Here is a 17,539-nt window from a genome sequence, read left to right as displayed (position 1 = left end):
CTGGCGACCTCAGCGATGGCGCGGACGTCCGGCGGCGCGTGGCCAGTAGAAGATCCCGGATGGCGGATGGTGCGCCTACCTGTTGTATGCGCCCGGGAAATAGCCGGTCGGCGGGCGGTGGGAGTGGGTGACGACCGGTGGAGGGACGGGCGGGGGTGCCATCGTCGGCGCGAGAGTCATGCCCGGGATCGGAGGCATGTCGTGCAGGAGTGCCTGCAGATCACCCCAGGTTACGGCGGTCTGCGCCGCGCCCAGCCGGGTCGACAATTCCCGATCGCCCAGGCGGCCGATGGCGTAGTGCTCTCTCAAGATCGCACATGCCCGATCGCGATCCGTATCGGAGATCCTCATGTGGGAATGCACGCACGCCTCCAAGAATGATCACTGAAACGTAAGTTATATCAGGCCACGGTGGCAATTGTACTAATTCGACAGATTGGGCAGATTGAGAGCTTTTGTAGAGCATGGCGGGGAAAGTCGAATTTCATTCTGTTTGTACGGCTTGTCTGGTCGAGGTAATGGGAAACCCCCGTCGTTTCCCGACCGGTGCGGTGCAGGCCAACCGGACGTCTCCGGTGGGCCTGCACTGTGTGGGTGCTGGAAATGGGCAACGCCTACCGAGGAGATGCCTCCGGGCCGTTCCAGGGCCCGTAGACACCCTTGAGCGTGGAACTCCTGGGAACCAGCGCCCCACTCCCGGGAGTGGTGGCGGTGTGCTGTACGTGAATGTCGGTGACGCTGAGCCCGCCGCCCACCCCTCGGCGCTGCTGGAGGATTACCTCCTCGATTCGCTGCCGTCCCGTCACTTCAACGAGGGCGGCGTTGTGCGACCGGGCCCAGACGCCGTCGCTGCGGCGGGTGGACACGGTAATCCAAAGCTTGTGGCCGTACGGAAGGTTGCGGGTGTCGATGTACACCTGGTGCTGCGCGTAGACGTATCCACCGCATCTCCTTAGATACGAGACGGTTCCGAGAGAATAGCTCCGCCAGCCTTTCTGGACGATCGGGATGGGGGCGACGCGGTCCGCCGGAGGCCTGGCGGCGGCGTATATCGGGGAACCGCACGCCGTGGACGCCTTGGCCGGCCCGATGCCGGCCAAGACGTGCACCGCGAGCACGACCGTCAGAAACCAGATAGCCCGTCCCAGGTAAGTTCTCCGGATTTTCATGCGACCTCGGTCCTATTCGGGGGAGCGAAACGTTGATCACCCTGCCCGCGTCCGGGTCCTGACGCTAGAGTTTCCCAGCGCATCAGAGTCCGAGATGTCCGAAGTGCGCCTGAGCTGCAGTTTTCCGACCTTCAGACATGGAGTCCGACATGCCCAGTTCGGAATGTTGGGGAACAAATGGACAATGAGGTAAATGTCGGCGTAGATACCGACAGTGTGGTTGTGAACGCCGGATTCGCTGCATTGTGGCGTGAACTCGACCGTGAACGGGAGGCACGGCAGTGGACCCGTGAACAACTGGCACGCAAGGTCGGCCGCCTCAGCGGTCACCCCGTCAACGCGAAAACGGTCCACGACCGCATGTCGAACGGGCGTCGTATCCCATGGAGCGAGGCGAAGTGGTTCGTCCAGGCACTGGAACTCGACTCGCGCGCGTGGGAGAAACAATGGAGCGGTGCCGAGGAGGCGCGCCGCAACCGTGGCGCCGAGCCAGCCCAGCAGTCGCCCATCCAGGAGCCGCCGATTCTTCCCGACGTGAAATCGCCGGCTAGAAACCGGACGCGTTTCCGGGTCGTCATATCAAGCGCTTGCTTGGTGCTCGTCATCGCCGGGATATCGTGGTACGCGACCTCGGCCGGCAACGAGAAGGCCGCGATATCTTGCGCGAAGGTAATCGTGCCCTACACACACGTTTTCCGCTCGCCGGAGGATCTCGACCCGCTCACCATCAAGTTGCGCGGCGCGAGGATCACTTTCCCGCGCGAGATACCCGAGCACGTCGCCTCAGACGGCCGCAGATACCGTATGGTCCGCACTCCGACCCGCACCGCCTCGGGGTATGCCTACATGCTCAGCAATACACTCGGAGAGTCCACCTGCTAACCGTCATGATCGCCGAGAGCGGCGGTTGCCCGGGTGGGGCGGTAGGGGATTTCCCCGTTCGTGGCTCCGCTTTTCCAACGGGTATCCAGTGCGGATCACTGAAGACCACCCGGGGAGACCAGTCCGGTCTCATAAGCGACGACCACGGCCTGGACGCGGTCGCGGAGACCGAGCTTGGAGAGGATACGTGCGACGTGGGTCTTCACCGTCGTCGGGCTGAGGGTCAGCCGGTCGGCGAGCTCGGCGTTGCTCAAGCCGGCGGCGATCAGCCGCAGTACTTCCACTTCTCGTGGCGTCAGCTCAGACAGATCCCGGTGAAGTGCGGCCTTGGCGGCATCGCGCGGGGCGAAACGCTCGACCAGGCGACGGGTGATCGTCGGGGCCAGTAAGGCGTCACCTGAGCGCACCAGGCGCACCGCGGCCACCAGGTGCTCGGGGGAGACGTCCTTGAGCAGGAAACCGCTGGCCCCCGCAGTGAGCGCGGCGTAGACATAGTGGTCGAGATCGTAGGTGGTCAGGATGAGGACGCGGGTTTCGTGAGAGCCGCCCGCCATGATCTGCCTGGTGGCTTCGAGGCCGTCCATCTGCGGCATCCGGATGTCCATGAGCACCACGTCGGGCCTGGTACGGCGGACGGCGGCGACCGCTTCGGCTCCGTTGGCCGCCTCTCCCGTCACCTCGATGCCGTCAGCCGCGAGGATCATCCCGAAACCGCTGCGTACCAGCGCCTGGTCGTCGGCGATGACGACGCGGAGCGGCCCGCTCATACGGCGGCCCAGGGGACTCGCGCGCTGGTCCGGTATCCGCCGTCGCTCTTCGGTCCCGCGTGCAGCGTTCCCCCGTAGATGGCGAGCCGCTCACGCAGTCCGATCAGCCCGCTGCCGGCACCGGCTCTCGGCTGGCTCTGTCGTCCGCTCCCGGTGTCGGCGACCTCGATCTCCAGCCAGCCGCCGCTGTGGCCGATGGTGACCGAGACCGCCGAACCGGCCGCATGCTTGATCGTGTTGGTCAGGGCCTCCTGCACGACGCGGTAGGCGGCCAGATCCACCCCCGGCGGCAGCGGACCGGGCAGCCGGCGCACCTCGACACTGACCGGAACTCCGGCCGCGCGGACCCGTTCCACCAGGGCGTCGAGCTGGTCAAGCCCGGGTTGTGGTTCGAGCCCGTCGCCCATGCCGTCCGCCCGTGTGCTCTCGGGACCGGCGAGCAGGCCCATCACGTGGCGCAGTTCGGCCATGGCGGCCCGGCCGCTGGCTTCGACCGCGAGCAGGGCCTGCTTCGACTGGTCGGGCGCCGCGTCCATCACCTTGCGCGCCGCTCCGGCCTGGATCACCATCACGTTCACATTGTGTGTGACGACGTCGTGGAGTTCACTGGCGATCCGGGCGCGCTCCACCTCAACGGCCCGGCGCATGGCCGCGTCGTGAGCACTCAGCTGTTTCTGCCAGAAACGGACGAAACTGGCGATGGCTCCGGCGCTCAGCAGCACGACGAAGGGTCCCAGCCAGCTCGGCAGCCCCGCGACCACGTCGTTGAAGGCGGCCCCCGCCAGGACGGCCGCGAGCATGAGGCTGGCTATCGCCGGCACCCGGTGCGGGCTGTACGCCACCGCGCTGTAGACAGCGACGGCGCAGGACAACACGATGATCCAGGTCACGTCGTCGTGGGTGGCCAGCGCCGCCAGCAGCACCGCCCAGAATGCGCTCAGCGGATACAGCCGCCTGACCGCCAGCGGGAGCGTGGTCAGGATCACCAGCAACGGCAGCAGGCCGGTATCCGCAGACTCGGTGGCGTCCTTGCCGAACTCGGGGCCGGGAGGGAGCCGCAACGGCTCGATCAGTGAAGGTGACCCCCCGTCGACATGGTGCGCGCCGTAGACGAGGTGGGCGCCGTCGACGCTGGCCGCCGTCGCGACCAGCGCCAGGATGGTCAGCGTGATCGCCAGCGACACGTCGGCGATAAGGCCCCGGCGTGAGCGCAGGGCGGGGCTCTTCTCAGAGCGCAGCAGCTCCAGCCCCAACTGCCGCCACCGCCGTGGTTCGTTCTCGGCCACCAGCGCATTCTCTCGGTTGTTCGGCCTGTCCCGCGTCGGCCGCAGGGACCATTAGCAGTCTCCCTTTGGGAGTACATCGCAGGGATGACAACGCCGCGGGTCGTTCCCGAGAGGGATCCGATATCGGTGTGACAGCCGACGCGGGCGACACCCAGGCGCACCTAGCTTCGTTCCAGCCATCCCCCAATTGGAGGGACCATTTCATGGGTCATGGAAACATCAGCGGCATGGCGGTGGTCGCGGGACTGCTCGTCCTCGCGGCCGCTGTCTCCTGCGCTTCTGTCCCCGTCGGCCCGGGGACCACCGCGTCCGACCGCCCCCATCGCAAACCGGCTGCCGACGCCACCTCGCCCGCTTCCACCGAGTCGCCAGCTGTCCGGCACGGCGTGCCGTACCTTCCGAAACCGACCGGCTCTCAGCTGGTCGGGACCACGTCTATTCATCTCAAGGACAGCTCTCGTCCTGACCCCTGGGTTCCCAGTGAGAAGGCGAGAGAGCTCATGGTCTCCCTGTGGTATCCGGCCAGGTCGTCGGCGGGAAAGCGGGCGCAGTACATGACTCCGAAGGAATCTGAGCTCACTCTGAAGGATGGGGAGATCTCCGGCGTACCGCTCGATCTGCTGAGTAAGACGCGGACCAACGCGTCCAGGGACGCGGAACCGGTTGGGCGGAAGGGCCGCCTGCCGCTGGTGGTGCTCTCGCCCGGATTCACCAAGCCCCGGAACTCGCTCACGGGCTTGGCCGAAGATCTGGCCAGCAGGGGGTACGTGGTGGTTGCCATCGGTCACACGTATGAGGACGTCGCCACGACCTTCCCCGACGGGCGGGTCACCGAGTGTGTCGCGTGTGAGTCCGAACAGAGGGATCAAGCGTTCTGGGACAAGGTAGGGGCGACGAGGGCGGCCGACGTGTCGTTTGTGCTCGACGAGCTGACCGGGTCGCACGCCAAGTGGGCGGGTGCCGCGCTGATCGATCCGTCCAGGATCGCGATGGCGGGGCACTCCGCCGGTGGCGCGAGTGCCGTTGGAGCCATGGTGACGGACTCCCGGGTGCGGGCCGGGATCAACATCGACGGCACGGCGTTCGTTTCGGTTCCGGAGAGCGGGTTGTCGCGGCCGTTCCTCTTTCTTGGGGCGCAGGTGTCGCACAGCCCCGGAGGAAGGGACACCTCGTGGGAGCACGCCTGGGAGAACCTGACCGGGTGGAAACGCTGGGTGGTGTTGTCGGGGGCAGAGCATGCCTCTTTCACCGATGTCTCGCTGATGGCGGATCAGCTCGGAATCGACTATGGCGCCAAGGTGTCCGGGGCCCGCGCACTGGAGGTCACCCGAAGCTACGTCGCGGCGTTCTTCGACCTGCACCTTCGGGGGAAGCCGCAGCCCCTGTTGGACGATCCGTCGAAGCGCTACCCGGAGCTCAGGCTGTGCGATGTCGAGAAGAAGATGTGTTAGCCAATGTCCTGTTACCGGCCGGGCAGCGCCACGGTGACCGTCAGTCCGCCGCCCGGCCGGGGTACGGCGCTCAGGGTCCCGTCGTGGGCGGCCGTGATCTGGGCGACGATCGCCAGGCCCAGGCCGTGGCCGTCGGCCGAGGTGCGGTCGCGCAGCCGCCGGAACGGCTCGAACAGGCCGGGCACGACCGCCGCGTCGATGACGGGCCCGGTGTTGGCGACCGTCAGCGTCGCCCGGCCCTCGTGCCGCTCGGTGCTGACCCACACCTCGCCGCCGGGCACGTTGTACCGGACGGCGTTGTCGACGAGGTTGGCCACCAGGCGTTCCAGCGTGACCCGGTCGCCGGAGGTGGGCGCCTCACCGAGATCGGCGTGGACGGGGCTGCCGGCAGCGTCGATGACGTCCTCGGCGAGGGTGGCGAGGTCGAGGTCTTCGCGGGTGGGAGGCCGTGCGGTGCGGGCGAGAGTCAGCAACCCGTCGATCATCACCTCTGCCTGCTGTACGGCCTGCGCCACCTCCCGGCCCATGCCCGTCAGCTCGGCGTTCGTGGGGGCCGGTTTGCCGAGCACGACGTCGACGGCGGTGCGCATCACCGTCAGCGGGGTGCGCAGTTCGTGCGCGGCGTTGGCGATGAAGCGGCGCTGCGCGGCGTGCGCGGCCTCGATGGGGCGCAGCACGCGGCTGGCCACGATCCACCCGGCGGCGGCGGCGAACACGGTGGCGACGGCGAGGGCCAGGCCGCCGTACTGGAGCAGGGCGGCGAGGGTCGTCTCGCGTTCGCCGCCGAAGACGACGCCCTGGCGGAACGCGGCCTCGCACTTGCGCTCCAGGTCCGGGTTCGCCGCCCGGATCGCCTGGCGGCAGTAGGCGAGGAAGTCCATCGGGTGCTCGACGCGGATGGCGCCGTCCTTCGGCAGCGCGGCGACCAGGCCGTACACGATGGCGACGACGGCGGCCCCGGACACGAGGAACAGGGCGGTGTACAGCAGGGTCAGCCGGACCCGCAGGGCCGTCACAGGCGGTAGCCCCGGCCGACGACGGTCTCGATGAGCGGTGGCGGGCCGAGTTTGCGGCGCAGTCGGGTCATCGTGACGGAGACGATGTTGCTGAACGGGTCGGCGTTCGCGTCCCACACCTGTTCCAGCAGGTCCTCGGCGCTGACGACGCCGCCTTCCGCGGCGATCAGGGTCTCCAGGACGCCGAACTCCTTGCGCGTCAGCGACAGCGGGCGCGTGCCGCGGGTGGCGCGGTGGCGGGCCCGGTCGACGGTGAGGTCGCCGACGCGCATGATCGGAGGCGCCGAGGGGGCGCGCCGTCCGAGGGCGCGGACGCGGGCGACGAGTTCGTGGAAGGCGAACGGCTTGCCGAGGTAGTCGTCGGCGCCGAGTTCGAGGCCGTCGACCCGGTCGTCCACGCCCGCGGCGGCGGTGAGCATGATGATGCGCGGGCCCTTCCCGGCGAGCGTGCGGCAGACCCGGTCCCCGTGCACCAGCGGCAGGTCCCGGTCCAGCACGATCACGTCGTACGCCGTGCAGCCCGCGGCCTCGATCGCCGCCGCGCCGTCCAGGACCACGTCGACGGCCAGCCCGGCGTCGCGCAGCCCTTCCGCCAGCCGACCGGCCAGCACCTTATGGTCCTCGGCCACCAGTACACGCATGACCACATTCTGCGGGTACGGGATGACATCCGTCCGACGTCGGCCGTAGCGCCAGTATCACTGGGGAACGCGTACACCTCGGAACATGAGACGAACACTTGTCGTTCTGGCGCTGGCCGCGGGATGCGCCGCACCCGGTCCGGGGGTCGCCATGGCGCCGTCCGCCGCGCCCTCGGCATCGCCCTCGGCGACCGCGGACCCGTTCGTGAAGTGCATGCGGGACAAGGGGCAGACCGTTCCCGCCGACCGCGAGATCGGCGACGCGGGCGACCGGAGCCCCGCCTGGCAGGCGGCGTACCGGGCCTGTCAGCGGTTCATGCCCGGCGGCCCCGACCGGCGGGTGAGCGGGCCGTCGCCTGAGGACATAGCCAAGTTGCGGGCGTTCGCCGTCTGCATGCGCGCGCACAAGATCGAGATGACCGACCCGCTGCCCGACGGCAACATGAAGATCCACGGCCGGTTCGAGCACGCCAACCGGGCCCAGTTGGAGGCTGACCCGGTCTACAAGGCCGCCACCGCCGCCTGCCGCGACCGGCTGCCCGTCGACCCCAAGGAGAAGGGATGAGGCGGGTCGCGCTGCTCGGCGTCGCCGTCGTCGCCGCGGGGGCGGTCGCCGCGGTCGCCGTCGCCGCGGCCGGGTTCGGTGGAACCCCTCGCGCCACGCCGCCCGCCGCCGCCACCGCGACTGCCCCGGTGATCCGCACGACGCTCGTGAAGTCGCAACCGGTCAATGGCGTCCTCGGGTACGGGACGGCCGTCCCGGTGGCCGGCGCCGGGCAGGGCACGGTCACGTGGCTGCCGCCGCTCGGCTCGGTCGTCCGGCGCGGCGCGGCCGTGTTCCGCGCCGACAACCGGCCCGTGCCGCTGTTCTACGGGCGGCTCCCGCTCTTCCGCGACCTGCGCCCTGGCAATTCCGGGGCCGACGTACGGGAGGTCGAGCGCAACCTCCGCGCCCTGGGGTACACCGGATTCACCGCCGACGGCGCCTACACGTGGTCGACCGCTCGGGCCGTACGGCGATGGCAGAAGGCCAACCGGCAGCCCCAGACGGGTGTGCTGTCGCCGTCGAGCGTCGTCGTCGCGCCGGGGCCCATCCGGATCGCCGCGCGCACCGCCCGGCCGGGCGACCCCGCGAACGGTCCGCTCCTGTCGTACGCCGGGACGACGCGCGCCGTCACCGTCCACCTCGACGTCTCGCTCCAGGCCCTCGTCACGCGCGGCCGGAAGGCCGTCGTCACGCTGCCCGACGGGCGCACCGTCGAAGGGCGCGTCGCCGCGATCGGGTCGGTCGCCACGGCGGCCCCCGAGGAGGGGCAGCCGGCGACGATCGACGTCACGGTGACGGTCAAGGACCAGAAGGCGCTGGGCCGCCTCGACCAGGCCCCGGTGGTCGTCGACCTGGTCGCCGCCACCGCAGAGAACGTGCTGGCCGTGCCCGTCACCGCGCTGCTGGCCCTGTCCGGCGGCGGCTACGGCGTCCAGGTCGGCGGCCGGTATGTCCAGGTCCGGCTCGGCCTGTTCGCCGACGGACTGGTCGAGGTCGACGGCGTGGCCGAGGGCGCCCTGGTGGGGGTGCCGTCATGATCGAGTTCGACCGCGTGAGCAAGGCGTACGCGGGGGGCGTGCGCGCGCTCGACGAGGTGAGCCTGCGGGTGGAACCCGGTGAGCTGGTCGCCGTGGTGGGGCCGTCCGGGTCGGGCAAGTCGACGATGCTGCACCTGATGGGGGCACTCGACGTGCCCTCCGGCGGAGTGGTGACCGTGGCCGGGCAGGACCTGTCGCGGCTGTCGGACGATCGGCTGTCGGCGCTGAGGGGACATGCCATCGGCTTCGTCTTCCAGCGCTTCCACCTCGCCGACGGCATGCCCGCCCTGGACGGGGTCGCCGACGGGCTGCTGTACACGGGTGTGCCGTTGCGCGAACGCCGTGCTCGCGCGGCCGCCGCCCTGGAGCGGGTCGGGCTCGGGCACCGCCTGACGCACCGCCCGCATCAGCTCTCCGGCGGCGAACGGCAGCGCGTCGCCATCGCCCGCGCCGTCGTCGGCGACCCCGAGCTGCTGCTGGCCGACGAGCCGACCGGCAACCTCGACTCCGTCTCCGGCGCGTCCGTGCTGGCGCTCCTGCGCGACCTGCGCGATACCGGGACCACCGTCGTGGTGATCACCCACGACCGCGAGGTGGCGGCCGGGCTGGACCGGCGCGTCGAGCTGCGCGACGGGAAGGTGATCGCGTGAGCACGCGAGCGCGGCTCCTCGGGCGCGACCTCGTCCGGCTCGGGTCCGCCGGGCTGCGCGCCCGGCCCGGCCGTACGGTGCTGGCGGCGCTCGGCATCGCCATCGGCATCGCGGCCATGGCCTGCGTCGTCGGGGTGGCGGCCTCCAGCCAGGAGAGCCTGAACCGGCGGCTCGACGCACTCGGCACCAACCTCCTGACCATCGCGCCCGGCCAGACCCTGGAGGGCGAGTCCGCGCACCTGCCCGCCGACTCCATCGCCATGATCGGACGCATCGGGCCCGTCACCTCGGTGACCGCCACGGCCACGCTGGAGGCCGACGTCTACCGCAGCGATCTGGTGCCCGGCGGGGAGACCGGCAGCCTCGCCGTGCTGGCCGCGCGCACCGACCTGATGGTCGCCGTCCGGGCCGGGCTGGCGCGCGGCGCGTGGCTGAACGCGGCCACCGAGAGGTTCCCCGTCGTGGTGCTCGGCGCGACGGCGGCCAAGCGGCTCGGCGTACTCAAACCAGGGGAGCGCGTGTGGCTGGGCGGGCAGTGGTTCAGCGTCGCCGGGGTTCTGCGCCCGGTGGCACTGGCCCCCGAGCTCGATGTCGCCGCCCTCATCGGCTGGCCGGCCGCCCGCACGTACCTGCGCTTCGACGGTCGCCCCACGGTCGTGTACACGCGAACCAGGGACGACGCCGTCGAGGTCGTACGCGCCGTGCTCGCCGCCACCGCCAACCCCGAGGCGCCCAACGAGGTCAGGGTGTCGCGCCCGTCGGAGGCCCTGACCGCCAAACGGGCCGCCACGAGCACGCTCACCGCGCTGCTGCTCGGCCTCGGCGCGGTCGCCCTGCTCGTCGGCGGCGTCGGCGTCGCCAACACGATGGTGGTGTCGGTCCTGGAACGTCGTCCCGAGATCGGCCTGCGCCGTTCTCTGGGCGCCACCCGCAGGCACGTCCGCCTGCAGTTCCTGGCCGAGTCGCTACTGCTGTCGGCGGCCGGCGGAGCCGCCGGGATCCTGCTGGGCGCCGCCGTCACGGCCGGGTACGCGTTCACCCAAGGCTGGCCGGTGGTCGTCCCCGCCTGGGCCGTCCTCGCGGGCCTGGCCGCCACCCTCGTCATCGGCGCGGCGGCCGGCGTCTACCCCGCCTGGCGCGCGGCCACCACATCACCGGTGGAGGCCCTGCATTGACGCCGCCGTCAGATGATCGCCGGTAGCGACAGCCGCAGGTGCGCGCCCCTCTTCGCAGGGACGACCTCAACGACCCCGTGGTGCGTCTGCGCGATCTGCCGCACGATGGCCAGCCCCAGCCCCGCCCCCTCCCGCGACCGGCCGGCGGCCGAACGGTAGAAACGGTCGAACACATAAGGCAGGTCGGCGGCGTCGATCCCGGGCCCCTCGTCCCGTACGTCCACCTGACCTTCCCGGACCTCCACATGGACGCGCCCGCCGGGCGGGCTCCACTTGGCGGCATTGTCGATCAGGTTGCCGATGGCCCGCTCGACCGCGTCGGGGTCGCCGTGCACGTACGTCTCCTTGGTGTCCAGCTCGAAGTGGACGCCTTCGGCCCGGCGGGCGATGTGGGCGGCGGCGCTGCGGGCGATGAGGTCCAGGCGCAGATCCTCGGTGCGAGCCGGGCCGGTGCCCGCGCGGGCGAGATCGAGCAGGTCGCGGATGAGGGCGTTCAGCCGGCCGGCCTGCCGACGCGCACCCGACACCAGTTCCGGGTCGGCGTCCGTCTCGGCCAGCAGGTCCAGGTCGGTGGTGAGGCTGGTCAGCGGGGTGCGCAGCTCGTGCGAGGCGTCCCCGACCAGGCGGTGCTGCGCCTCCACGGACGTCTCCAGCGCGGCCAGCATTCCGTTGAACGCGATGGCCAGGCGGCCGATCTCGTCACGTCCGGCGACCTCCAGGCGGGCGTCGAGCCGGTGCGTGGCCCTGACGTGCTCGACCAGGTCGGTCAGCCGGCCGACCGGGCGCAGCAGGCGGCCGGCGGCCAGCCGGGACAGGGTGCCCGCCGTCAGGCCGCCGCCGATCGTGAGCGCGGCCAGCAGCACGGCGATCCAGCGCAGCGTCTCGGTGGCATCGGACAGCGGACGGGCCACGCGCACCAGCATGCCGTCCGTGTTGGGCACCACCGTGGTGTAGACGCGCATGCCGTCCAGGTCCTGGAAGTACGGCGGCTCGTTGAACTGGGAGACCCGCACGTCGCGCTCGGTCAGCGGGATGAAGTCGCGGGTCGGGCCCGGCCAGATCGGCTGCGGGATGAACTGGACGACGGTCCCGCCGACCTTCACCGGCTCGTGCGTTCCGCTCCCCTTGTCCTGCCGTTTGAGCTGTCTCAGTACGTCGGTCGCGCTTGCGGCGCCATGGACGAGGGAGGTGTCGAGCTGGTCGTGCAGGTTGGTGTCGAGTGCGCCGTACAGGATCAGGGAGGCGGCCAGCAGGGCGGCCATGACGACCGCGCCGCCGGCCAGCGCGATCCGGGTGCGCAGGCTCACGTGCGCTCCCGCAGCACGTAGCCCACGCCCCTGACCGTCTGGATCAGCCGGGGGCCGTGCGCTTCCAGCTTGGTACGCAGGTAGCTGATGTGCGCCCACAACGCGTTGGAACCGCCGCCGAAGTCGTAGCCCCACACCGACTCGTAGATGATCTCCCGGGTCAGCACCCGCCCCGGGTTGCGCAGGAACAGTTCCAGCAGCGCCAGTTCGGTACGCGTCATCGTGAGTTCCACACCGGCCCGCCTGGCCACCCGTCCTGCCAGGTCGAGTTCGACGTCGGCGAAGCCGAGCACCTCGCGGGAGGCGCCGCTGCGCCGCATCAGCGCCCGTAGCCTGGCCCGCAGTTCCTCCAGCGCGAACGGCTTGGCCAGGTAGTCGTCGGCGCCCGCGTCCAGGCCCGCGACCCGGTCGGCGACCAGGTCGCGGGCGGTGAGCATGAGGATCGGGGTCTGGTCGCCCCGGTCCCGCAGCCGGCGGCACACCTCCAGCCCGTTGGGCTCGGGCAGCATGACGTCCAGAACGAGTGCGTCGTACCTGACCCTGGCCAGCCGGTCGAGGGCCGACAAACCGTCCTCAGCCTCGCCGACATCCATCCCGTCGCGCCGAAGCGCGTTCGTCAGCGACCGCCGTACGGCCGGGTCGTCGTCGACCACCAGTACCCGCATCCCGCCATTGTGGGGTGGGCTCATCCGCTCGTTCCAGACTGTTAGCGAGGTGCCTGCTTGACCTGGTTGAGGGCATCGCGCAGTTCAGCGGGTGTCTTGCCCACGCCGGCGGCGATCTGGGCGAAGTCGGCCCCGTTCGGGTCGATGCCGTTCGTCCGCGCCGACAGCGCGTCGACCTTGGCCCGTACGGCTTCCGCCTGGTCCTTGGTCACGCCGAGCGCGGCGGCGAGGATCTCGGTGCCGTGCCCGTCGTCCTGCTTCTGGCCTGGATCCCCTTTCTTGTCGTCGGAGGGGGTCGAGCAGTCGAGCGAACGCTTGACCAGGTTCAGGGCGTCCCGCAGTTCGGCGCTCGTCCTGCCGACGTCGATGCCGTTGTTGGCGGCTGCCAGGTCCTCGATCTGGTGCGCCACCTGCACGGCCTGGTCGTGGGTGATCCCGAGCGCCTGGGCCATCAGGTCCGGGGCGGGTCCGTTGAACAGGAGGCTGCCGTCTTCGGGCTTGTCCTTGGGCATGTCGTTGGGCTTGTCGTCCGGTGCCCCCGGCTTGGCGATGGACCCTCCCGGCTTCTTGAGCGGCTGGGCCGGTTCCGGCTCGGGTGCCCCCGTCTTCAGCCCGTCGGCGGAACAGGCGCTCGGACCGCCCTTCGCCGCCGGGCCCGCGGCGGCGCCCGCTTTCGGGTCGGCGCCGGCCAGGGCGGAGCCGGTCGTCCCGCCCGCGACGATCAAGGCAATGGTCGCCACGAGAAGGCGCTTTCTGGTGCGCATGTTTTCTCCTCCCGATGACGCCGGACTGTCCGGCGCCGTGCCCTCAGGAGATCGCGCACGCCTTACCGCGGGTCTCAGCGAACCTTAAGCGCACCATAATCCTCGACGGCGCCCGTCATTGATCCACTCGGGCGGACCGGCAGGATGCTGGTGACGACCACGGTGCTGCTTTCGGCACCAGGGGGGTCAACGCCTCCGTCTCGTGAACCCATGTAACTTCCAGCCCCGACCTGGCACTCCGCGGCTCCGTCTGGCCGCAGCGTTGCGCGCGCTGGCGCACGCGTCTACGGTCCGCGCACCGCGTTCGATCGGTTTGCGCAACGGCCGGGAGCCACCATGCGACAGCGACTTGTCCACGCCATCCTGGTGGCACTTGTGGCGTCGGCCGGACTCGTGGTGACCACGCCCGCGTTCTCCGCGGCGGCGCCCGTAAGGATCATGCCGCTCGGCGACTCCATCACCGGCGGGCCCGGGTGCTGGCGAGCCCTGCTCTGGGACCGCCTGCAACGGACCGGCTTCACGAACATCGACTTCGTCGGAACCCTGCCGGGCGGCGGCTGCTCCGTGGCCCACGACGGCGACAACGAGGGCCACGGGGGGTTCCAGGCCACCGGCATCGCGAATCAGAATCAGCTCCCACCGTGGCTGGCCGCCACCCGGCCGGACATCGTGCTCATGCACCTGGGCACCAACGACATCTGGGGCAACATTCCGGCCGCGACCATCCTCGCCGCGTACAGCAAACTGGTCGACCAGATGCGGGCCGGCAACCCGAGCATGAAGATCGTCGTCGCCAAAATCATTCCGATGGCCCCGAGCGGGTGCACCTGGTGCCCTCCTGGCGTGGCCGCGCTGAACAACGCCATCCCCGGCTGGGCCGCCGGTAAGACCACCGCCCAGTCGCCGATCACGGTGGTCGATCAGTTCACCGGCTTCGACCCGGTGGCCGACACGACAGGGGACGGGGTGCACCCGGACGACTCGGGCTTCCAGAAGATGTCCGACCGCTGGTACCCGGCGCTGACTCCCCTCCTCGGAGGGACCACTCCACCCACCGACACCACTGCGCCGACGACCCCGGCCGGGCTGACGGTCACGGTCACGTGCGCGCTGACGATGACCCTGAACTGGACCGCCTCCACCGACAACGTCGGAGTCACCGGTTACGACGTCTACCGCTCGACCAGCGGCGGCCCGTTCACTTCGGCCGCAACCACCACGACCACCACGTTCACCGAGCCCTTCAACGGGCCGTACCGGTACCAGATCCGAGCACGCGACGCCGCCGGCAACACCTCCGCCTTCACCGCGCCGATCACCCCCGTGCCGCCGCCCTGCCCGAGCAGCCCGCCGCCGCAGGACACGCAGCCGCCCACCACCCCGGGCACGCCGACCGCGAGCATCACCTGTGGTTCGGTGACGCTGAACTGGACCGCGTCGACGGACAACGTGGGTGTCACCGGGTACGAGATCTGGCGCGCGCCCGGCACCAGCGGCGGCACGTTCGCCTCCGTCGGCACCTCGGCGACCACGTCGTTCACGCAGTCCGGCGCGGGGACCTTCCGCTACCAGATCCGGGCACGTGACGCGGCCGGCAACATATCCGCTGCCACCGGACCTGTCACCGTGGTCGTGCCGGCCTGTCCGGGCACCGGCACGTGTGCGGCGGTGTACAGCCAGGGCAGCAGCTGGTCCGGCGGGTTCCAGGGTCAGGTGACGGTGACCAACACCGGCGCCGCCGCGACCACCGGGTGGACGGTGATACTCACCTTCGCCAGTGGTCAGCGGATCACGCAGATCTGGGGTGGCCGGACCAACAGCACGGCCAGCCCGTACACGATCACGAACGAGAGCTACAACGGAGCACTGGCACCGAACGCGTCCACCACGTTCGGCTTCCTGGTGAGCTGGAACGGCAGCAACAGCCCGCCCACGGTCACCTGCACGCGAACACCCTAGGAGCCGTTGCGGAGCCGCTGCCTTGTGGACTCCGTACCACCTCTGGCGCGTGGTGACCCCCGCGATGTCTGCGGGAGCCGACTGCGCCGGATCCGGCAGAATTTTCTGACGTGCGATGGTCGGGTTGGATGAGCCCACCGGATGGGCGGCTCAGCAATTCGGCCCCGGTACGGCCCGATTCGTCGCCGCAGGCTGGGAAATTTATGTTGCCTCGGCCGGGGCAGTACGCCGATCGTCGCGGGATTTCCTCTTCTCCGGGTGGCGCGCGCCGAAACTTCCCAGCAGGGTTTCGAGGAAGGGCAGCGCGCGTGTCACCTGCCGCGCCCGGATGGCCAGGTTCCACAGCGGTTCGAGCTTCTTCCATCCGCCGGCGTAGGTGAGGTGGCGTAGCCGGTCGCCCAGGAGTGGCTTGGTGGCGGCGCCGCGCCAGATCGCGCTCCACCGGTAGAAGGCGCGGTAGGCCCGCCAGTACCCGTCCTCGAGCTGCCGGGCGCTCAGCCCCACCGGCCGGTACACCACGTGCCGTGTGTCGAACAGGTCCCAGTCCTGGTGGAGGATCCGGCCCGCGGCCGCCATCCGCTGATACAGCGCTGTGCCCGGGTAGGGGGTCATGATGTGGAAGGTGGCGGTCTCGATGCCCTGCTCGATCGCCCAGTCGACGGTGCGGTCGAACACGTCGGGCCCGTCGCCGTCCATGCCGAACACAAAACTGGCGTTCACCATCACCCCCTGGTCGTGCAGCCGCCGGACCACCGCGGCGTAATCACGCCCGATGTTCTGCCGCTTGCGCTGCGCGGCCAGGTTGTCGCCGTTGATGGTCTCGAAGCCGACGAACAGGCTGCGCAGCCCCGCCGCGACCGCCTGCTCCAGCAGCCCTGTGGCGAGGACGGAGTCGACCGTGCCGGCGGCCTGCCACAGCCGCCCCATCCCGGCCATGCCGGTGAAGAGTTCCTCGGCGAAGCGCCGGTTGCCGAGCAGGTGGTCGTCGAGGAAGTACAGATGCCGTCCGGGCAGCCGGTCGATCTCGGCCAGCGCGGCGTCCACCGTCTGGGTGTAGAAGGATCGGCCACCGGCGAAGAACGCGTCCTTGTAGCAGAAGTCGCAGTGGTGCGGGCACCCGCGGGAGACCACGATCGAGTTGGGCACCAGATAGCGGCGCCGATCGATCAGATCTCGCCGTACCGGTGGAAGGCCGGTCAGCGTCCGCTGGGTGGAGTGGTAGCGGGCCCGGGGGCGGCCGCGGCGGAAGTCGGCCAGGAACTCGGGCCAGGTGTCTTCGCCCGGTCCGGTGATGACGGTGTCCGCGTGAGCGGCGGCTTCGTCGGGCAGCGAGGTGACGTGCAGGCCACCCATCACCACGTGCACATTTCGGGCCCGGTAGGCGTTGGCGAGTTCGTAGGCCCGCCGGGCGGAGGTGATGTAGGGCTGGATCACCACCAGATCGGGGCGGTCGTCGTCGAGGCGCAGCCGCTGGACGTGCTCGTCCCAGATTCGCACCTCATCGTCGTCGTGGAGGTAGCCGGCCAGAGTGGCGAGGCCCAGCGGCGGGAACAGCGCATATTTGACCGGCCGGAACAGCGGGCTGGTCGCCTCGGTCAGCGCCGGGAGCACCATCGTGACACGCATGCCCTGGATGGTAGAGAGCGAATGTGGAACCACGGCGAAGGGTGTGTGCCTGTTCTGTGCAGATATTTCAGTTTTGAGTCGTCTGCGTACTGCCCCCACAGCGTGGACGGCCCCGGTCTGACGGTAGGCGGCGGGGTGACTGAGCGCGATTTGACGTGCCAGCCACCCCGCCTTAGTCGAATTGCCTGCGAAATGCCACTAGGGAGAGTTGGCATATGCAATTCTGCAATTCGTCCCGATTGAGCGCTGGAGAACTCGGGTTACCAGTGCGCCTTTTATCTCGTACGCGGCCTCGCGGACCGCCGCGTCCTGGATATGTGTCAGGAGCTCGAGAACGGTGCTCCCGCACAGGCCCGCGAGTATCCGAGAGATCAAGACGGCCTGCTCGGTGAGCCGTAGGGCCTGGCCGTTCTCGTCGCTGAGGTCGTGTTTGCCGACGTACACGAAGCAGGCCGGGAGCGGCACCCCCGAGGTCAGGACTACGGGGAAGTCGTCGAGGGGAAGTACCCGCCGGTCGTAGTTGGGTTTGGTGGCGTCGAGGATCTCGAACTGTGGCTCGTCGAGCCACAGCACGAACAGACGTGAGGTCGTCCGTGA

The 17,539-nt window shown here is 69.9% G+C and carries 18 protein-coding genes; 7 read left to right on the top strand and 11 right to left on the bottom strand.

What is annotated here, in order from left to right; all coding sequences use genetic code 11:
• Positions 1-75 precede the first annotated feature (75 nt).
• Positions 76-351, bottom strand: a complete 276-nt coding sequence (locus Acor_RS23640) for a DUF1707 SHOCT-like domain-containing protein (protein WP_155338918.1) — start codon at positions 349-351, stop codon at positions 76-78.
• 263 nt (positions 352-614) lie between these two features.
• Positions 615-1,169 (bottom strand): hypothetical protein, encoded by a 555-nt coding sequence (locus Acor_RS23635; protein ID WP_155338917.1) that lies wholly within the window; start codon positions 1,167-1,169, stop codon positions 615-617.
• 177 nt (positions 1,170-1,346) lie between these two features.
• Here Acor_RS23635 and Acor_RS23630 point away from each other — a divergent pair, with 177 nt between their 5' ends.
• Positions 1,347-2,051, top strand: coding sequence for a helix-turn-helix domain-containing protein (locus Acor_RS23630; RefSeq protein WP_155338916.1), 705 nt, complete (start codon positions 1,347-1,349; stop codon positions 2,049-2,051).
• A 95-nt stretch (positions 2,052-2,146) separates the two neighbouring features.
• Here Acor_RS23630 and Acor_RS23625 read toward each other — a convergent pair whose 3' ends face one another.
• Both Acor_RS23625 and Acor_RS23620 read right to left on the bottom strand, forming a co-directional pair.
• A complete protein-coding gene (locus Acor_RS23625) occupies positions 2,147-2,818 on the bottom strand; it encodes a response regulator (RefSeq protein WP_155338915.1) in 672 nt (223 codons plus the stop codon).
• The gene (locus Acor_RS23620) at positions 2,815-4,104 is read right to left on the bottom strand and encodes a sensor histidine kinase (RefSeq protein WP_170317049.1); all 1,290 of its coding nucleotides are present in this window, start codon (positions 4,102-4,104) and stop codon (positions 2,815-2,817) included. Before Acor_RS23620 ends, Acor_RS23625 begins: the two co-directional genes overlap by 4 nt.
• 203 nt (positions 4,105-4,307) lie before the next feature.
• On the opposite strand from Acor_RS23620, the gene Acor_RS23615 reads away from it, so the two are divergent.
• A complete protein-coding gene (locus Acor_RS23615; RefSeq protein WP_246239031.1) occupies positions 4,308-5,555 on the top strand; it encodes an alpha/beta hydrolase family protein in 1,248 nt (415 codons plus the stop codon).
• A gap of 11 nt (positions 5,556-5,566) precedes the next feature.
• On the opposite strand, the gene Acor_RS23610 is transcribed toward Acor_RS23615, so the two are convergent.
• On the bottom strand, positions 5,567-6,571 hold the full coding sequence (locus Acor_RS23610) for a sensor histidine kinase (RefSeq protein WP_155338914.1): 1,005 nt from the start codon (positions 6,569-6,571) through the stop codon (positions 5,567-5,569).
• Complete coding sequence (locus tag Acor_RS23605; protein ID WP_155338913.1) at positions 6,568-7,212, bottom strand: response regulator transcription factor; 645 nt, start codon at positions 7,210-7,212, stop codon at positions 6,568-6,570. The genes Acor_RS23610 and Acor_RS23605 overlap by 4 nt, the downstream gene beginning before the upstream one ends.
• Positions 7,213-7,297: 85 nt before the next feature.
• On the opposite strand from Acor_RS23605, the gene Acor_RS23600 reads away from it, so the two are divergent.
• The 4 genes from Acor_RS23600 to Acor_RS23585 are packed head-to-tail and all read left to right on the top strand — an operon-like array spanning position 7,298 to position 10,621.
• Positions 7,298-7,777: a hypothetical protein gene (locus tag Acor_RS23600; RefSeq protein WP_155338912.1), complete on the top strand. Its 480-nt coding sequence runs from the start codon at positions 7,298-7,300 to the stop codon at positions 7,775-7,777.
• Complete coding sequence (locus tag Acor_RS23595; RefSeq protein WP_155338911.1) at positions 7,774-8,796, top strand: peptidoglycan-binding domain-containing protein; 1,023 nt, start codon at positions 7,774-7,776, stop codon at positions 8,794-8,796. Before Acor_RS23600 ends, Acor_RS23595 begins: the two co-directional genes overlap by 4 nt.
• Positions 8,793-9,446 carry an ABC transporter ATP-binding protein gene (locus tag Acor_RS23590; protein WP_155338910.1) on the top strand — a complete coding sequence of 218 codons (654 nt, stop codon included), beginning with the start codon at positions 8,793-8,795 and terminating at the stop codon, positions 9,444-9,446. Before Acor_RS23595 ends, Acor_RS23590 begins: the two co-directional genes overlap by 4 nt.
• On the top strand, positions 9,443-10,621 hold the full coding sequence (locus tag Acor_RS23585; protein ID WP_155338909.1) for an ABC transporter permease: 1,179 nt from the start codon (positions 9,443-9,445) through the stop codon (positions 10,619-10,621). The genes Acor_RS23590 and Acor_RS23585 overlap by 4 nt, the downstream gene beginning before the upstream one ends.
• Before the next feature lie 8 nt (positions 10,622-10,629).
• Here Acor_RS23585 and Acor_RS23580 read toward each other — a convergent pair whose 3' ends face one another.
• The 3 genes from Acor_RS23580 to Acor_RS23570 are packed head-to-tail and all read right to left on the bottom strand — an operon-like array spanning position 10,630 to position 13,357.
• Positions 10,630-11,928: a HAMP domain-containing sensor histidine kinase gene (locus Acor_RS23580; RefSeq protein ID WP_155338908.1), complete on the bottom strand. Its 1,299-nt coding sequence runs from the start codon at positions 11,926-11,928 to the stop codon at positions 10,630-10,632.
• Positions 11,925-12,593 carry a response regulator transcription factor gene (locus tag Acor_RS23575; RefSeq protein WP_155338907.1) on the bottom strand — a complete coding sequence of 223 codons (669 nt, stop codon included), beginning with the start codon at positions 12,591-12,593 and terminating at the stop codon, positions 11,925-11,927. The genes Acor_RS23580 and Acor_RS23575 overlap by 4 nt, the downstream gene beginning before the upstream one ends.
• 41 nt (positions 12,594-12,634) lie before the next feature.
• Positions 12,635-13,357 carry a hypothetical protein gene (locus Acor_RS23570; RefSeq protein ID WP_155338906.1) on the bottom strand — a complete coding sequence of 241 codons (723 nt, stop codon included), beginning with the start codon at positions 13,355-13,357 and terminating at the stop codon, positions 12,635-12,637.
• A gap of 336 nt (positions 13,358-13,693) precedes the next feature.
• Between Acor_RS23570 and Acor_RS23565 the strand changes: the two genes are divergently transcribed.
• Positions 13,694-15,316 (top strand): cellulose binding domain-containing protein, encoded by a 1,623-nt coding sequence (locus Acor_RS23565; protein ID WP_155338905.1) that lies wholly within the window; start codon positions 13,694-13,696, stop codon positions 15,314-15,316.
• A gap of 201 nt (positions 15,317-15,517) precedes the next feature.
• On the opposite strand, the gene Acor_RS23560 is transcribed toward Acor_RS23565, so the two are convergent.
• Complete coding sequence (locus tag Acor_RS23560) at positions 15,518-16,942, bottom strand: B12-binding domain-containing radical SAM protein (RefSeq protein WP_155338904.1); 1,425 nt, start codon at positions 16,940-16,942, stop codon at positions 15,518-15,520.
• A gap of 198 nt (positions 16,943-17,140) precedes the next feature.
• On the bottom strand, positions 17,141-17,539 hold a 399-nt coding region (locus Acor_RS23555; protein WP_218034439.1), incomplete at its 5' end, for a hypothetical protein.

The organism is Acrocarpospora corrugata, assembly GCF_009687845.1.
Classification (GTDB): Bacteria; Actinomycetota; Actinomycetes; order Streptosporangiales; family Streptosporangiaceae; genus Acrocarpospora; species Acrocarpospora corrugata.
Note: the sequence above shows the minus strand (reverse complement) of the source record. Positions and strands in the feature narration are given on the sequence as shown.

Bases quoted from the DNA above. Each gene is read 5' to 3' on its own strand.
- Acor_RS23640 (WP_155338918.1), bottom strand. From the start codon at position 351: ATGAGGATCTCCGATACGGATCGCGATCGGGCATGTGCGATCTTGAGA.
- Acor_RS23635 (WP_155338917.1), bottom strand. From the start codon at position 1,169: ATGAAAATCCGGAGAACTTACCTGGGACGGGCTATCTGGTTTCTGACG.
- Acor_RS23630 (WP_155338916.1), top strand. From the start codon at position 1,347: ATGGACAATGAGGTAAATGTCGGCGTAGATACCGACAGTGTGGTTGTG.
- Acor_RS23625 (WP_155338915.1), bottom strand. From the start codon at position 2,818: ATGAGCGGGCCGCTCCGCGTCGTCATCGCCGACGACCAGGCGCTGGTA.
- Acor_RS23615 (WP_246239031.1), top strand. From the start codon at position 4,308: ATGGGTCATGGAAACATCAGCGGCATGGCGGTGGTCGCGGGACTGCTC.
- Acor_RS23605 (WP_155338913.1), bottom strand. From the start codon at position 7,212: ATGCGTGTACTGGTGGCCGAGGACCATAAGGTGCTGGCCGGTCGGCTG.
- Acor_RS23600 (WP_155338912.1), top strand. From the start codon at position 7,298: ATGAGACGAACACTTGTCGTTCTGGCGCTGGCCGCGGGATGCGCCGCA.
- Acor_RS23595 (WP_155338911.1), top strand. From the start codon at position 7,774: ATGAGGCGGGTCGCGCTGCTCGGCGTCGCCGTCGTCGCCGCGGGGGCG.
- Acor_RS23590 (WP_155338910.1), top strand. From the start codon at position 8,793: ATGATCGAGTTCGACCGCGTGAGCAAGGCGTACGCGGGGGGCGTGCGC.
- Acor_RS23575 (WP_155338907.1), bottom strand. From the start codon at position 12,593: ATGCGGGTACTGGTGGTCGACGACGACCCGGCCGTACGGCGGTCGCTG.
- Acor_RS23570 (WP_155338906.1), bottom strand. From the start codon at position 13,357: ATGCGCACCAGAAAGCGCCTTCTCGTGGCGACCATTGCCTTGATCGTC.
- Acor_RS23565 (WP_155338905.1), top strand. From the start codon at position 13,694: ATGCGACAGCGACTTGTCCACGCCATCCTGGTGGCACTTGTGGCGTCG.
- Acor_RS23560 (WP_155338904.1), bottom strand. From the start codon at position 16,942: ATGCGTGTCACGATGGTGCTCCCGGCGCTGACCGAGGCGACCAGCCCG.